This is a genomic window from Clostridium sp. LBM24168, from assembly GCF_052953915.1.
The window spans coordinates 1,249,871-1,264,967 of the sequence record NZ_CP196861.1 but is presented as its reverse complement, the minus strand read 5'-3'; the positions used below and the strand labels follow the sequence as shown (position 1 = coordinate 1,264,967).

The window sequence follows — 15,097 nt, the reverse complement described above, 5'->3', positions numbered from 1 at the left end:
ACGGTTTTCAACTCCCTTCAATATCTGTATTTAATCCTTTTATATAATATAAACTACTCAGCCAATTGTTCTCCCTGTCTTCCCTCAACTACCGCGTCAGCCATCTTTGAAGTAATTAATTTTACCGCTCTTATAGCATCATCATTTCCGGGTATTACATAATCCACTTCATCAGGATCACAATTAGTATCTACAATTGCTACAACTGGAATTCCAAGAATTTTAGCCTCTGATATTGCATTTCTTTCTTTCCTTGGATCTACTACAAATATTGCCCCAATATTATTTGCATCCATAGCTTTAATTCCACCTAAGTTCTTCTCAAGCTTTTGCTGTTCATTTTTAAGATTAATAACCTCTTTTTTTGGAAGAACATCAAACGTACCATCCTCTTCCATTTTTTCTAAATTTCCCAATTTCTGGATTCTTGTTTTTATAGTCTGAAAATTTGTAAGCATTCCACCTAACCATCTATTGTTAACATAAAACATGTCACATCTTGTTGCTTCCTGTGCAATTGCCTCTTGTGCCTGTTTTTTAGTTCCAACAAATAGTACATCTTTTCCACTAAGTGCAACTTCTTTTACAAACTCATAAGCTTTTTCAACTTTTTTAACAGTTTTTTGTAAATCTATTATATAGATTCCATTTCTCTCTGTAAAAATATAAGGAGCCATTTTAGGATTCCATCTTCTCGTCTGATGGCCAAAATGAACGCCTGCTTCTAATAATTGTTTCATCGAAATAATTGACATAATTTTCCCTCCTAGGTTTTTTCCTCCATTACCTTCATACTTTATAGGTACACCTTATGGCACCTGCCTATAAATTAGATAATGTGTGTAATTATTACTGTAAGTAGTATATCACAACAAACCCATCTGTTCAATAAAATTCTACTTTATTTTTTTAAGTTCATCTAAAAGTTTATCATTTAATATCTTTATATGAGTTCCTTTCATACCAAGTGATCTAGACTCAATTACACCTGCACTTTCAAATTTTCTAAGTGCATTTACAATTACAGATCTTGTTATTCCAACTTTATCTGCTATTTTAGAAGCCACAAGTAATCCTTCATTTCCATCTAGTTCATTAAATATATGCTCAACAGCCTCTAATTCAGAATATGAAAGAGTACCTATAGCCAGCTGTACTACTGCTTTCTTTCTAGCTTCCTCCTCAATCTGATCATTTTTGGCTTTTAGAATCTCAATTCCTATTATAGTAGCACTATATTCTCCTAATATAAGATCTTCATCTGTAAACTTTTCGTCAAACCTGGCAAGAAACAAAGTAGCAAGTCTTTTTCCACTACCCATTATTGGAACCACTGTTAAAAATTTATCATCAGGCCTTAATTCGTTTTCATCATTAAATTTAAATATTTCTTTACTTCTTATATTTGAAACTGTTTCATCTGAACTTAACAATTTATTATTATATTTTTCAGGAAATTTCTTATTATCTATAAAACTGCTTACAAAAGTATTATTGTCAAAACTTTCAGAAAAGTTATCGCCTAATACTTCACCATCTTTGCTTATAATGTATACATTACAATTCAATACTTCACCCAGTAAGCCGCATATATCATTAAAAACTACCAGCTCAACACCTGATTTTTGCAATATTTTATTTAACATTCTTGTCTTATTTAACAAAGACATCATTAAAAATTCCTCCTTAGGACAATTTATATTTAACATTAAAATCTGTGAATATGTTTACTTAATTATAAAAACAATTACAAGTAGACAAATATAATACTTATACACATAAATTTCGCATAGACATTAAATTAAAATCTACTAGATTTTTTTAAATATTTAGAATTATTCCATATCCTTAAACATGATACCATAACATATACTATAATTCAACAATATTTTTTAATTTAATTGTATAGTAATATAAATTTAAACATGCTTAATTTGATAGAAAATATATCAAAACATTTTAGATACATTTTCTATCAATCAAGCACATCATATTAATATTTTATTTTATATCATTACTGCTGCTATTTTGTTCACTTTCTACATTATATTCTCTATGTTTGCATTCACTATTAGAACATTCAAGATAGTTTCCCTTTGATTTACTATATTTCTTTACCATATAACTACCACAAGAAGGACATTTCCTATTTGTAGGTTCAAACCAACTTACAAAATCACAATCCGGATAATTAGTGCACCCATAAAACTTTCTCCCTTTTCTACTTCTTTTCTCCACTACTTTTCCTTCACATTTAGGACATTTTACATCTAGCTCCTTAACTATAGGCTTTGTATTTTTGCATTCAGGATATCCCGGGCAGGCTAAGAAATCACCAAATCTTCCGTGTTTTATAACCATAAATCTTCCACATTTATCACACTTTATATCTGTAACCTTATCTTCTATTGTTATTTTAGCAACTTCTTTTTCAGCTATATCAATAGATTTTTTCAAAGGTTCAAAAAAACTGCCTACAACTTTTCTCCAATTCTCTTTACCCTCCTCTATGCTGTCCAATTTATTTTCCATGTCTGCTGTAAATTCCATATCAACTATCTGTTTAAAGTACTCACTTAATATATTATTTACTATATTTCCTAATTCCGTTGGTAACAGCGTTCTTTTATCCCTTTCTACGTATTTTCTATCAAGTAAAGTAGATATTATAGGTGAATAGGTACTTGGCCTTCCTATACCGTTTTCCTCAAGAGTTTTTACAAGGGATGCCTCTGAATATCTAGCTGGTGGCTGTGTAAAATGTTGTTTTCCATCAATAGATTTTCTCATAAGCACCTCATCTACAGTCAATTCAGGCAAATTAGAATTATCTTTTTCATCTTCCGTAGAATAATCATAGACCTTCATAAACCCATCGAAATTTACTTTTGAGCCAGTAGCTCTAAGACCATACTTACCATTTACTATGTCTATTGATTTTACATCAATTATACTAGAAGACATCTGGCTTGCAACAAATCTCTTCCATATAAGATTATATAGTTTATATTGTTCTGGTTTTAAACTTTCTTTAACTATATCCGGTGTTATAGATATATTTGTAGGTCTTACAGCTTCATGTGCATCCTGTATATTTTTCTTTCCTTTGAAATTTCTTGGACTCTCCGGTATATACTTACCTCCAAAATTATCCGTAATAAAGTTTCTGCAGTCCTTCTGTGCCTCTTCCGCAATTCTTACCGAATCAGTTCTCATATAAGTTATAAGTCCTATTGTCCCATATTTTTTAATGTCCACACCTTCATATAATTGCTGTGCTATTGACATGGTTCTCTTTGTAGAAAAATTTAACTTTTTATATGCATCCTGTTGAAGTGTACTCGTTGTAAATGGTGGCATTGGATTTTTGTTTTTTGATGTCTTCTTTATACTTTTTACTATAAAATCTCCAGATTTCAAGTCTTCTATTATTTTATAGGCTTGCTCCTTATTTTTGATTTCAAGCTTCTTTTTATTTAAAGTTGTAAGCTTAACTTTAAAATCCTTTGTGGAAGAGTTTTTGCTTAAAAAACATTCAATTGTCCAATACTCTTCTGGTACAAATTCTTTTATTTGCTTTTCTCTTTCACATATCATTTTAAGTGCTACAGACTGAACTCTTCCTGCACTTAATCCCCATTTTACTTTTCTCCAAAGTATTGGGCTTATCTTGTATCCTACAAGTCTATCTAATACCCTTCGTGCCTGTTGGGCATTTACTAGATTCAAATTTATCTGCCTGGCATTTTTTATAGATCCTTTTACAGCTGACTTTGTTATTTCATGAAACTCTATTCTGCACTTTTCACTGTCATCCATTTTAAGAACATGGGCCAGATGCCATGAAATGGCTTCTCCTTCTCTATCAGGGTCTGTTGCCAAATATACTTTATCACTTTTTTTAGCTTCTTTCCTTAATTTATTTAAAAGTTCACCCTTGCCTCTTATAGTTATATATTTAGGATCATAATTATTATCTACATTGACTCCAAGCTGACTTTTGGGGAGATCTCTTACATGACCCATAGAAGCTTCTACTACATAGTTTTTCCCTAAATACTTGCCTATTGTTTTAGCTTTTGCCGGTGATTCAACTATAACTAATTTTTGTCCCATATCTAACTCTGGCTAAAATTAAACCAGAGTATCACACCCCCTCATTTTTTCAAGTATAAAATAATCATTTATAATTTATCTATCAATAATTCTGTATTCCAAGAATATATCAATTTATAATTAAGCCTTTCTCCGGTTCTTTAACATAATAATTGCCGGGAAGGCATATTATTTGTTTTTTTAACTGCAATTCAAATAATAACTCATATAATTGTTTTATGTCAATATTAGTTATTCTAGAAATATCATCCATATGAATTGGAGTATCTCCTAAAATACTACAGATTTTTTGCCCATTTTTTGTTAGAACATCTTGTTTTTTGGCACTTTCAGTCGACTTTGTATCATATTCAATTTTTAATAGTTGAAACAAGTCTTCAAAGTTTGTAAATGGATATGCCCCATCTTTTATTAATCTGTTTGTTCCCTTGCTTTCCTCGGAAAAAATCGACCCAGGAACTGCCATAATACTTTTTCCTTGTTCCAAAGCCATATCTGCAGTTATTAAAGCTCCACTTCTTTCTGCAGCTTCTACTACAATCAATACATCACTTAATCCACTTATTATTCTATTTCTTTTAGGAAAATTGTATGACAAGGGCTTAACACCAGGCATAAATTCTGAAATAACAACACCATTTACTAAAATATCTTCATATAATTTTCTGTTTTCTTTTGGATATACAACATCTACTCCTGACCCAAACACCGCACAAGTATATCCATTGGCCATAATACAACCTCTATGAGCAAAGGAATCTATTCCCCTTGCCATACCACTAATAACATTAATTTGATTCCTAGATATTTCTTTACTTATTATTTCAGCAGCCCTACTGCCATATATACTGCACTTTCTAGCACCTACTATACCTACATTTAAATTTTTATCTAATTTTACTATATTTCCTATATAAAATAAAACAGCCGGAGAATCCTCATAATATTTTAATCTTGAAGGATAGCAAGCATCATTGAAATTTATACTATTTATGCCTTTTTTATAGCAATTTTCAGCTTCTAACTCTAGTTTATCCCTATTCCACGCACTTTTTAATGCTGTAATTATTTTCATATTCTCATATTTATTTTCACACAAGTCCATTATAGTATTATCATGAATTATATTAATCCATACTTCCTCTATGCTATCAAATTTTTTCAATATATTTAGTTTTAATCTATTGGATATTGCCACTGAAGAAAACCATATATCATAGATATTCATTTAAATTTTATCCTCCATTTTAAGAATTGATATTTTAATTATTAACACTACCCACAATTTTATTCCACCATCTTTTTAAAAATAATATTGAAGTTTTCAGTTTAGTTTGAATTATTTATGGCAATAATTAAGCAGAGGTGATACTATGGCTGTAAAAATCAACACCGCTTTTATTTTAGGAATAGTTGGAAACATAATATCTGTAGAGATAAATATTGAAAATGGATTTCCATGTTTCAATATAGTTGGATTGGCAGATACTTCCGTAAGGGAATCCAGAGATAGAGTTAGAGCCTCCATAATAAATTCCGGTTTTAATTTTCCGATAAAAAAAATAACAGTAAATTTGGCACCAGCTGACATAAAAAAAGCTGGTTCTCTATTTGACCTTCCCATAGCGTTGGGCATACTATATGCCACAGGTCAGATAGAATTCAAAGACTCCGAAGATTTTATAGTACTTGGCGAATTATCTCTTTTCGGAAACTTAAATGGAGTCACTGGAGTTCTGCCAATAACAATCGAAGGCATTAAAAACAATATTAGAAATTTCATAGTACCTTCTGACAATTCTGAAGAATGTTCTGTTGTAAAAGGAATACATTGTTATCCCTTCAACAATTTAAAAGAAGTAGTATGCTTTATAAAAAATAGAAACATACGTCCATATGTAAATAAGGGCTTCAAAAAAAATACAAGGTACAAATTGGACTTTGAAGATGTACTTGGTCAGGAAAGTTGTAAGAGAGCTATAGAAGTCGCTGCTGCCGGCCACCACAATATATTTATGATTGGTCCAGCAGGATCCGGGAAAACTATGCTTGCCAGAAGAATACCATCAATACTTCCCAATTTAAACTATAATGATGCATTAGATGTAACTAAAATATACAGTATTGCCGGTATACTCAGGAAAGATCAATCCCTTATCCAGGAGCCTCCTTTCAGAAATCCACATCACACTACAACTCCCATTGCACTCATAGGTGGCGGTTCCAACTTGATGCCAGGAGAAATTTCACTTGCCCATAACGGAATATTATTTTTAGATGAAATACTTGAATTTAAAAGAAATGTCATTGAAGCACTAAGACAGCCTATAGAAAAAAATTTCATAACTATAAGCAGATCAAACAGAAAAGTAAGTTATCCTTGTAATTTTATAACAGTAATGGCTGCAAATCCCTGTAAATGTGGAAATTTTGGTTCTAATAAACATTGCAGCTGCACAGAATATGAAAGAAAGCGCTATATATCTAAGCTTTCAACACCTTTACTTGATAGACTCGATATATTTATTTTCGTAAATACACCTTCTTTTACAGATTTGAAAGGCAGCTATAAAAATAAAAATTCCACAAGTATGAAAAAAAGAGTTATATCATCCAGGAAAATTCAAAGGGAAAGGTTAAAAAATGAAAATATACAGTATAATTCACAGATGAATGGTAAACTCATAAAAAAATATTGTCTGCTTGATGATAAGACAAACAAATTGCTGAATAAGATATTTTCAAGATATGATTTAAGTGCAAGAGCCTATAATAAAATACTTAAAGTATCTAGAACTATAGCTGATCTAGATAATAAGGAACTAATAGAAGAACAACATGTAATAGAAGCTCTTTACTATAGAAAATTTATGAATAATAAAATAATATAATATTTTTTAATATTCTCTTTTATTTAGGATCACAAGATATTATAATATTTTATATATAAGGTATTTTTTACCAATAACTACAGATAAATTTTTATAGATAGGAGTTAATGTAAATGAATTTTTCTATAATCATATTATTTTTAATATTAAGTTTTTTATTGTTTATACTTGGCCTAAAAAACAAAAATTATCACATGATAACATCAAGTGGAGTTATAATAGTATTTCTTTTATTGATATCCGTCAATATATATATTACACCCATATTAAGCGCATTCAAAAAATAAATTTTAAAGGAGAAGCTATGAAAACTTCCAATAAATATATAGGTGATCTAGGCGAATCCATAGCTGAAATTTACTTGTCATCAATTGGTTATAAAATACTCGAACAAAATTTTAGATGCAGGATAGGAGAAGTAGATATAATAGGAAAAGACAAAAATTTTTTATGCTTTATAGAGGTCAAAACCAGAAAATCAAAAAAATACGGATTACCTGGTGAAGCCGTAAATCACAGAAAAAAAGTAAAAATTTATAAAGCCGCAAATATATATATTTTAAAAAACAAGCTATATAATTGCAACTTCAGATTTGATATAGTAGAAATTATGTTGAACACAAATTACAATACTCACAATATACGATTAATCAAAAATGCCTTTCATTTATAATGTTTTAAATTATATTCTTCAAAAAACTCAACCTGTGAAGCTTACATACTCCATATTTTTTTATAGCTTCAATATGTTCCTTCGTTCCATAACCCGAATTGCTTGAAAAATTATAATAGGGGTAAACCTTATCATATTCCTCCATAAGTTTATCCCTATAAACCTTGGCTATAATAGATGCTGCAGCTATACTAACACTCTTAGCATCCCCCTTTATTATAAATTTATTGTCTATGTCTAAATTATTCACAGCATAGCCATCGGATAACACCATGTCTACAGGTACTTTTAATCCTTTAACTGCCCTTCTTAAAACTTCATTATTACACCATGATATTCCTCTTCCATCTATTTCACTGTTATTTATAATCGCAATACTATAGCTTACAGCTCTTTCTTTTATAATTTCAGAAAGCTGCTCTCTTTTCTTAGGTGATAGTTTTTTTGAATCTTTAATTCCAAGTATTAGGTCACTATCTTTCCTGCAATTTAAATTAAATACAACAGCTCCGGCAGCAATAGGTCCTGCAAGAGGCCCTCTTCCTACCTCATCAACTCCAGCTATGTATATATAATTTCCAAAGGAATTATCAAAACTATACATCTTTTTTACTCTGCTAATTTCATCTTTTCTTTTTTCAGCAAAATTCATCAAATTTTTTGATAAATTTTTCACATTTTTTCTACTATCCGAACTCAATGAATCAACTATTTTTTTTAGAACACTATCATCAAGATCAAAATAATTGAGCTTCAATTTTCTAACCATATTATTTATGTCCGAAAAACTCATACTAGATCTCCCAGTTAAAATAGCCCGCTGTATCACTTGTATATCAAATTCTTCTGCATCAGTATTTTCCATTACGTCCAACCTTCCTATATTAAAAGTCAATTCGGAATCTCAAGAGAGATATTTCCAAGCTTTCCCGATCTATATTCATCTAAAATTATATTTGAAACTCTATTATAATCTATCTCTCCACCACGCATTATAGCCCCTCTTTTTCTAGCTATATTGTCAATATTTTCTATTGCATTTTCACTTAACGAATCAAGTTTATATCTCTTAATAATTCTGTCACCATAATTTTTAGATAATACCTCTATGAGATTTAAGGCCAGTTCCTCTATATCCATTACTTCATCCTTTATAGCACCAGTAAAAGCCAAATTCAACTGCACCTCCTTGCTTTCAAGCTTAGGCCACAGTATTCCCGGAGTATCCATAAGCTCTATTCCAATCTTAGTCTTGATCCACTGTTTTGATTTTGTTACACCTGGCCTATTTCCTGTCTTAGCTATTTTACTTCTAGCTATCTTATTTATAAGAGAGGATTTCCCCACATTGGGTATACCAACTACCATAACTCTGTCTATTATATTTTTTATGCCTTTTGATTTCAATTTCTCATGTTTAGACTTCAAAAGATTATTCAATGTAGGTTTTATATAATTCAGACCAAATCCCGTATTACAATTAATTGAAAGTACACTAACATTATCAGATGACAGAATTTCAGACCATTTTTTTGTTATACTTTCCTCAGCTAGATCACATTTATTTAAAAGAATTATTCTAGGTTTATCTTTGCACAAATAGTCTATTTCTGGATTTTTACTTGATATGACTATTCTAGCATCTCTCATTTCTATTACGGCATCTACAAGCTTTATACTTGCACTTATTTCCTTTTTTGTCTTCACCATATGCCCTGGAAACCAATTTATATTCATACAAATAAACCTCCTTTAATTATTTATCTTTTAATAAAATAGTCTACTTATCTATAGGCCTTAAATGTTCCCATTTTATTAAATGGATATAGTCTAAAGGCAGCTCTTCCAACTATTAATTTATATTTTACAAAACCTACATCTGAAAATCTACTATCCCGACTGTTGTTTCTATTATCCCCCAGTACAAAAATCGTATTGTTAGGTACTGTAACTTCTCCAAAATCTCCAAGCATAGTTTCTAGTATATATGGTTCATCTTTAATTTTATCATTTATATAAAGTTTTCCATTTTGAATTTTTACTCTATCCCCACCTACAGCAATTACTCGCTTAATGAACTTTTCACTTGGATTAGCAGGATATTTTATTACCACTATATCTCCAGGCTTCGGATCTCTAAAATAATAACTGACCTTTTCCACTATAAGCCTATCTCCATTACTTAGAGTTGGATCCATTGAATGACCATCAACACTTACAGTTTCAAATATAAAAGTTATAATTAAAAAAGCAGCAACTACTGCAATCAATACTGATTTACCAACATCGAGCAATTCCTTTAACAAATTCGACACCACCTTAATATACAAAAAGGGGACTATTACAAGCCCCATTTAAATTCATCTTATTTTAATATTTCTTTCACCTTTGCTGCTTTGCCAACCCTGTCTCTTAAGTAATACAATTTAGCTCTTCTTACCTTACCTTTTCTTATAACCTCTATCTTATCTATTATAGGCGCATTAACCGGAAATGTCCTTTCAACGCCAACACCATAGGCAACTCTTCTTACTGTAAATGTCTCTCTTAAGCCTCCATTTTGCCTCTTTAAAACTACACCTTCAAATACCTGTATTCTCTCCCTATTTCCTTCACTTATCTTTACATGAACCTTTACCGTATCACCAACATTAAATTCTGGCAAATCATTTCTAATCTGTTCTGCTTCTATTGCTTTTATTACATCTAACACTGTGCATTACCTCCTTATGATTACTAAACGTTCATATCCAGTATAATACAGACAGAGGACCGTTCGTGCAGCACAAAGTTCATTTTATCATATTCAAGATTCATTTTCAATATATATTTTCAATTTTCCTATTTATCCGATATATAGCTCTCCAATAATTTTATGTCTTCCTTTGAAAGTTGTATTTTTTTTAAAAGGTCAGGTCTTTTTTCTCTTGTTATCAAAATAGACTTAAGTCTCCTCCATTTTCTTATATTCTCGTGATGTCCTGATATCAAAACCTGTGGGACTGATTCATTTTCAAAGTATTCAGGTCTTGTATACTGAGGATATTCTAAAAGTCCATTGTAGAAAGACTCCTCGACATAACTTTCACTGCTTTTAAGTACCCCTGGAATCATTCTGCATATACTATCTACAATTGGTATACAAGCAGATTCACCTCCTGTAAGGACAAAATCACCTAATGATATTTCCATATCTATATGCTTATAAACTCTTTCATCTATGCCCTCATAGTGTCCACATAAAAATATAAGTTCCTTTTCTTTTGAAAGATGCTTTGCCATTTCCTGATTGAACGTCCTACCCCTTGGTCCCAAAAATATTACGTTTCCACTATTTACTTTCCTAACGGCTTTTATACAATCCACTATGGGCTGAGCAGCCATTATCATACCTGCTCCTCCTCCATAAGGATAATCATCAACTTTCCTATGTTTGTCTTTTGTATAGTCTCTTATATCAACTGTATTTATATGCAAAATGCCTTTTTCTTTTGCCCTACCAATTATACTATAGTTGAATAAGTTAAACATATCTGGGAAAAGTGTTAATATATCTATTCTGACATCCATGTACTCACCGGCTTTATAAGTATTCTAGATTTTTTTATATCTATATCCAAAATTATATCTTCCAGTGCCGGAATCAGAAGTTCTTTTTCCTCTTTTATCCAATAAACATCATTATTAGGAGTATGTATCACATCTGCAATCTTTCCGTAATTTACTCCATTGCTATCTAAAACACTGCATCCTACTATATCCGAAATAAAATAACTACCTTCTTGAAGTTCTACTGCATCTTCTCTCTTAACTTTAATGTAATTTTCTTTATAAATGCTGGCCTCTTCTATTGAATCTATACCTTCTATTTTCAATACAGCTCTTTTCGCTTGTAATTTACAACTTAATATTTTTCTCACTTTTCCATCGATATACACATATGTCAATTCTTTAAATCTTTCTAAATCATCAGTAAGTGGATATATCTTCAATTCACCTTTTATTCCATGAGTATTCACTATTTTACCTATTGTAATGAATTGTTCCATAAGGATATTCACCTCTTTCAACTGATAATGCCAATATAAGAGTTAGGCAGCCTAACTCTTATATTATCTCTACAACAACTCTCTTGTTTTCCTTTATAGCTGCCGCCTTTACTACAGTTCTTATAGCCTTAGCTATCCTTCCTTGTTTTCCTATTACTTTTCCCATGTCTTCTTGTGCAACTTTCAATTCAAGAATTATAGATTGTTCTCCTGCAATTTCATTTACCTGAACCATATCTGGGTTATCTACTAATGATTTAGCTATGATTTCAACTAATTCTTTCAAGTTATCCACCCCCAGTAGCTACTTAGCAACTTTTTCATTTAATCCAGCCTGCGTAAAAAGCCTTTTTACAACATCAGTTGGTTGAGCACCATTTTTTATCCATTTTAAAGCTTTCTCTTCATCAAATTTTATAGTAGTTGGATCTGTTGTAGGATTGTAAAATCCTAACTCTTCTATAAATCTTCCATCTCTTGGGAACCTTGAATCTGCAACAACTATTCTATAAAATGGAGCCTTTTTTGCACCCATTCTCCTCAATCTTATCTTTACTGCCATTTATATCACCTCCTTAACTGTACTAAAATACATACATTTATTTTTAAAAAGGCAGCTTTCCAAACATACCTTTATTAAATCCTTTCTTACTATTCATTCCATTAAATTGCTTCATCATCTTCTTGATTTTCTCAAAATCTTTTAGCAATCTATTAACCTGTTGTATAGTAGTTCCTGATCCAGATGCAATTCTCTTTTTTCTTGAAGAAGAGCTACTTATAATAGCTGGATTAGCCCTCTCCCTTACAGTCATCGATTTTATTATAGATTCCTTTATCTTTAGATCTTTTTCTCCTTGCGAGAGATCTACTCCACGAAGCATCTTTGAATCTACGCCTGGTATCATTTCCACAAGTTTGTTGATCGGTCCGAGTTTCTTAGTTTGTTGCATTAGGTTTAGAAAATCCTGAAAATTGAATTCCTTGTTTAACATTCTCTTTCCAAGCTCTTTAGCTTCATCCTTGTCTATGGACTGTTCAGCCTTTTCTATAAGTGAAAGCACATCTCCCATTCCAAGTATCCTGGATGCCATCCTATCTGGATGAAAAATCTGAAAGTCATTCATCTTTTCGCCCACACCTACAAACTTTATAGGTGTTCCTGTCATTGCCTTTATGGAAAGTGCAGCTCCACCTCTAGTATCGCCGTCTAACTTTGTAAGTATTACGCCACTTATGCCTATTTGTTCATTAAAAGCTTTGGCAACATTAACTGCATCCTGACCTGTCATCGAATCTACAACCAACATAGTTTCACCCGGATGAACGGAATCTTTTATATTTTTAAGTTCATCCATGAGTTCTTCATCTACCTGAAGCCTTCCTGCAGTATCTATTATTATTACATTTAAATTATTACTCTTTGCATATTCAACTGCCCCTTTAGCTATATCTACAGCAGTCACCTTATCTCCCATTGAAAATACAGGAATGTCTATTTGTTTTCCAACTACCTGAAGCTGTTTTATTGCTGCAGGCCTATATATATCACAGGCTACTAGCAATGGTTTTTTATTCTTTTTTCTGAGTTCCAGAGCCAATTTACCACACATTGTAGTTTTACCTGCTCCCTGAAGACCAATAAGCATTATTACTGTTAATCCGCTAGACGAATATTCAAGAGAGCTCTCACTGCTACCCATCAAATTAGTTAATTCTTCATTTACAATTTTTATAACTTGCTGTGCCGGGGTTAAACTCTTGAGTACTTCTTCTCCAAGACATTTCTCACTGACACTTTTTATAAAATTACGTACAACTTTGTAGTTAACATCTGCTTCTAAAAGTGCCAATTTTACTTCCCTCATAGCATCCTTTATATCTTTTTCTGAAAGTTTACCTTTTCCTCTAAGCTTTTTCAATGTATCCTGAAGCTTAGATGCCAATCCTTCAAAAGCCATGTTAATCCTCCTACTAAATATTATCCATTATATATTTCTTTATATCGTCTATTTTAGCCTTGTTCTCAGTATTCTCAATAGAATTAAGCATTTTTAAAATATCATTTATGCTTTTTTTTAATTTCAATTTTCTATCCATCAAAGTAAGCTTTCTTTCATACTGCACCAGAAGTCTGTTACATCTCCTGATAATATCATATACTGCCTGCCTGCTTGTATTTGTATGCTCAGCTATTTCAGACAATGACAGATCAAAATTATAATACAAATCCATTATATTTTTCTGCTTATCCGTCAATAGTTTTCCATATATATCTAATAGCATAGAAAATTGCACTTTTTTTTCCATGAAATATCCGGCAAATAATGCCTTCTCACTTCCCTAAAAACTTATTCAAATTCACTAAAGCTTATAACTGACTGCTGACAGAAACTATGATATCAAAATTATCAGGAGCTGTCAAGTAAATTTACTTAACAGCTCCTGGCCATATTAAAACAGTGCTTCCACAAAACTCTTCGGATTAAATTCCTGGAGATCTTCAATACCTTCACCTATACCTATTAATTTAACAGGTATATCAAGAGAATGTTTTATTGATATTATAATACCACCTTTTGCAGTGCCATCTAATTTAGTCAGGATTATACCATCTATTTTACATACTTCCATAAATTGCTTTGCCTGTTGTACAGCATTTTGTCCTGTTGTAGCATCTAAAACCAGAAGTGTTTCCCTATGAGCTTCCTGATATTCCCTATCAATAACCCTGTTTATCTTTCCAAGTTCATCCATTAAATTTTTTTTGTTATGAAGTCTTCCCGCAGTATCACATATTAGTACATCAACTTTTCTGGCCTTGGCTGCCTGAACAGCATCAAATATTACAGCGGCAGGATCTGAACCTTCTTGATGTTTTACTATATCCACACCGGCCCTGCTGCTCCATATTTCAAGCTGATCTATAGCAGCGGCCCTAAAGGTGTCCGCAGCCGCCATAAGAACTTTATAACCACCATTTTTAAATTTTGAACTTATTTTTCCTATTGATGTCGTCTTTCCCACTCCATTTACTCCTATAACCAAAACAACCTCTGGTATTTTCACAGGCTTTATGCTACCATTTTCTGTACCTAATATATCTAAGATGACTTCTTTTAAGCAGTCCTTCACAAGTGCAGGTTCCTTTATCTTTTTCTCCTTTATATTATCTTTTAATCTATCTATTATGTATAGCGTCGTATCCACGCCTATATCAGCTGTTATAAGTATTTCTTCAAGTTCTTCATAAAGATCATCATCTATGGAAATTGATCCACTAAGTACTTCCATTATTCTTCCCGTAAAATTATCTTTAGTTTTTATAAGGCCACTTTTTAATTTATCAAAAAATCCCTGTAACATAC

Annotated in this window: 17 protein-coding genes; 2 read left to right on the top strand and 15 right to left on the bottom strand. The window is 31.5% G+C overall.

The window, feature by feature from the left end; translation table 11 throughout:
- Positions 1–53: 53 nt before the first annotated feature.
- From rpsB to dprA, 4 genes are all read right to left on the bottom strand, one after another.
- On the bottom strand, positions 54–755 hold the full coding sequence (rpsB, locus tag ACSVC9_RS06325; protein WP_446899502.1) for a 30S ribosomal protein S2: 702 nt from the start codon (positions 753–755) through the stop codon (positions 54–56).
- Between the two features lie 141 nt (positions 756–896).
- The gene (gene codY / locus ACSVC9_RS06320) at positions 897–1,673 is read right to left on the bottom strand and encodes a GTP-sensing pleiotropic transcriptional regulator CodY (protein WP_446899501.1); all 777 of its coding nucleotides are present in this window, start codon (positions 1,671–1,673) and stop codon (positions 897–899) included.
- Between the two features lie 328 nt (positions 1,674–2,001).
- Complete coding sequence (gene topA / locus ACSVC9_RS06315; protein WP_446899500.1) at positions 2,002–4,116, bottom strand: type I DNA topoisomerase; 2,115 nt, start codon at positions 4,114–4,116, stop codon at positions 2,002–2,004.
- Between the two features lie 109 nt (positions 4,117–4,225).
- Positions 4,226–5,344, bottom strand: coding sequence for a DNA-processing protein DprA (gene dprA, locus ACSVC9_RS06310; RefSeq protein WP_446899499.1), 1,119 nt, complete (start codon positions 5,342–5,344; stop codon positions 4,226–4,228).
- Between the two features lie 145 nt (positions 5,345–5,489).
- Between dprA and ACSVC9_RS06305 the strand changes: the two genes are divergently transcribed.
- Both ACSVC9_RS06305 and ACSVC9_RS06300 read left to right on the top strand, forming a co-directional pair.
- Positions 5,490–7,007, top strand: coding sequence for a YifB family Mg chelatase-like AAA ATPase (locus tag ACSVC9_RS06305; RefSeq protein ID WP_446899498.1), 1,518 nt, complete (start codon positions 5,490–5,492; stop codon positions 7,005–7,007).
- Positions 7,008–7,311: 304 nt separating this feature from the next.
- The gene (locus ACSVC9_RS06300) at positions 7,312–7,680 is read left to right on the top strand and encodes a YraN family protein (RefSeq protein ID WP_446899497.1); all 369 of its coding nucleotides are present in this window, start codon (positions 7,312–7,314) and stop codon (positions 7,678–7,680) included.
- 4 nt (positions 7,681–7,684) lie between these two features.
- Here the strand turns inward: ACSVC9_RS06300 and ACSVC9_RS06295 are convergent, their stop codons facing one another.
- The 11 genes from ACSVC9_RS06295 to ftsY form a co-directional block, all read right to left on the bottom strand.
- Positions 7,685–8,473 carry a ribonuclease HII gene (locus tag ACSVC9_RS06295; protein WP_446899813.1) on the bottom strand — a complete coding sequence of 263 codons (789 nt, stop codon included), beginning with the start codon at positions 8,471–8,473 and terminating at the stop codon, positions 7,685–7,687.
- A gap of 98 nt (positions 8,474–8,571) precedes the next feature.
- Entirely contained in the window at positions 8,572–9,417 is an 846-nt protein-coding gene (ylqF, locus tag ACSVC9_RS06290) for a ribosome biogenesis GTPase YlqF (protein ID WP_446899496.1), read from the bottom strand.
- A gap of 47 nt (positions 9,418–9,464) precedes the next feature.
- Positions 9,465–9,986, bottom strand: coding sequence for a signal peptidase I (gene lepB / locus ACSVC9_RS06285; protein ID WP_446899495.1), 522 nt, complete (start codon positions 9,984–9,986; stop codon positions 9,465–9,467).
- 59 nt (positions 9,987–10,045) lie between these two features.
- Positions 10,046–10,393, bottom strand: coding sequence for a 50S ribosomal protein L19 (gene rplS / locus ACSVC9_RS06280; RefSeq protein WP_446899494.1), 348 nt, complete (start codon positions 10,391–10,393; stop codon positions 10,046–10,048).
- Positions 10,394–10,521: 128 nt separating this feature from the next.
- Complete coding sequence (trmD, locus tag ACSVC9_RS06275) at positions 10,522–11,250, bottom strand: tRNA (guanosine(37)-N1)-methyltransferase TrmD (RefSeq protein ID WP_446899493.1); 729 nt, start codon at positions 11,248–11,250, stop codon at positions 10,522–10,524.
- A complete protein-coding gene (gene rimM / locus ACSVC9_RS06270; RefSeq protein WP_446899492.1) occupies positions 11,235–11,729 on the bottom strand; it encodes a ribosome maturation factor RimM in 495 nt (164 codons plus the stop codon). Before rimM ends, trmD begins: the two co-directional genes overlap by 16 nt.
- Positions 11,730–11,787: 58 nt before the next feature.
- The gene (locus ACSVC9_RS06265) at positions 11,788–12,015 is read right to left on the bottom strand and encodes a KH domain-containing protein (RefSeq protein WP_291719745.1); all 228 of its coding nucleotides are present in this window, start codon (positions 12,013–12,015) and stop codon (positions 11,788–11,790) included.
- A gap of 18 nt (positions 12,016–12,033) precedes the next feature.
- Positions 12,034–12,291: a 30S ribosomal protein S16 gene (rpsP, locus tag ACSVC9_RS06260; RefSeq protein WP_446899491.1), complete on the bottom strand. Its 258-nt coding sequence runs from the start codon at positions 12,289–12,291 to the stop codon at positions 12,034–12,036.
- Positions 12,292–12,334: 43 nt separating this feature from the next.
- On the bottom strand, positions 12,335–13,690 hold the full coding sequence (gene ffh, locus ACSVC9_RS06255) for a signal recognition particle protein (RefSeq protein ID WP_446899490.1): 1,356 nt from the start codon (positions 13,688–13,690) through the stop codon (positions 12,335–12,337).
- A 13-nt stretch (positions 13,691–13,703) separates the two neighbouring features.
- Positions 13,704–14,039, bottom strand: coding sequence for a putative DNA-binding protein (locus tag ACSVC9_RS06250; RefSeq protein ID WP_446899489.1), 336 nt, complete (start codon positions 14,037–14,039; stop codon positions 13,704–13,706).
- 144 nt (positions 14,040–14,183) lie between these two features.
- On the bottom strand, positions 14,184–15,095 hold the full coding sequence (ftsY, locus tag ACSVC9_RS06245) for a signal recognition particle-docking protein FtsY (protein ID WP_446899488.1): 912 nt from the start codon (positions 15,093–15,095) through the stop codon (positions 14,184–14,186).
- Positions 15,096–15,097 lie beyond the last annotated feature (2 nt).

Coding starts and splice junctions, on each gene's coding strand:
- codY (WP_446899501.1), bottom strand. CDS start 1,673: ATGATGTCTTTGTTAAATAAGACAAGAATGTTAAATAAAATATTGCAA.
- rpsB (WP_446899502.1), bottom strand. CDS start 755: ATGTCAATTATTTCGATGAAACAATTATTAGAAGCAGGCGTTCATTTT.
- rpsP (WP_446899491.1), bottom strand. CDS start 12,291: ATGGCAGTAAAGATAAGATTGAGGAGAATGGGTGCAAAAAAGGCTCCA.
- dprA (WP_446899499.1), bottom strand. CDS start 5,344: ATGAATATCTATGATATATGGTTTTCTTCAGTGGCAATATCCAATAGA.
- ylqF (WP_446899496.1), bottom strand. CDS start 9,417: ATGAATATAAATTGGTTTCCAGGGCATATGGTGAAGACAAAAAAGGAA.
- trmD (WP_446899493.1), bottom strand. CDS start 11,250: ATGGATGTCAGAATAGATATATTAACACTTTTCCCAGATATGTTTAAC.
- rimM (WP_446899492.1), bottom strand. CDS start 11,729: ATGGAACAATTCATTACAATAGGTAAAATAGTGAATACTCATGGAATA.
- ffh (WP_446899490.1), bottom strand. CDS start 13,690: ATGGCTTTTGAAGGATTGGCATCTAAGCTTCAGGATACATTGAAAAAG.
- ACSVC9_RS06250 (WP_446899489.1), bottom strand. CDS start 14,039: ATGGAAAAAAAAGTGCAATTTTCTATGCTATTAGATATATATGGAAAA.
- topA (WP_446899500.1), bottom strand. CDS start 4,116: ATGGGACAAAAATTAGTTATAGTTGAATCACCGGCAAAAGCTAAAACA.
- ACSVC9_RS06300 (WP_446899497.1), top strand. CDS start 7,312: ATGAAAACTTCCAATAAATATATAGGTGATCTAGGCGAATCCATAGCT.
- ACSVC9_RS06305 (WP_446899498.1), top strand. CDS start 5,490: ATGGCTGTAAAAATCAACACCGCTTTTATTTTAGGAATAGTTGGAAAC.
- ftsY (WP_446899488.1), bottom strand. CDS start 15,095: ATGTTACAGGGATTTTTTGATAAATTAAAAAGTGGCCTTATAAAAACT.
- ACSVC9_RS06295 (WP_446899813.1), bottom strand. CDS start 8,473: ATGAGTTTTTCGGACATAAATAATATGGTTAGAAAATTGAAGCTCAAT.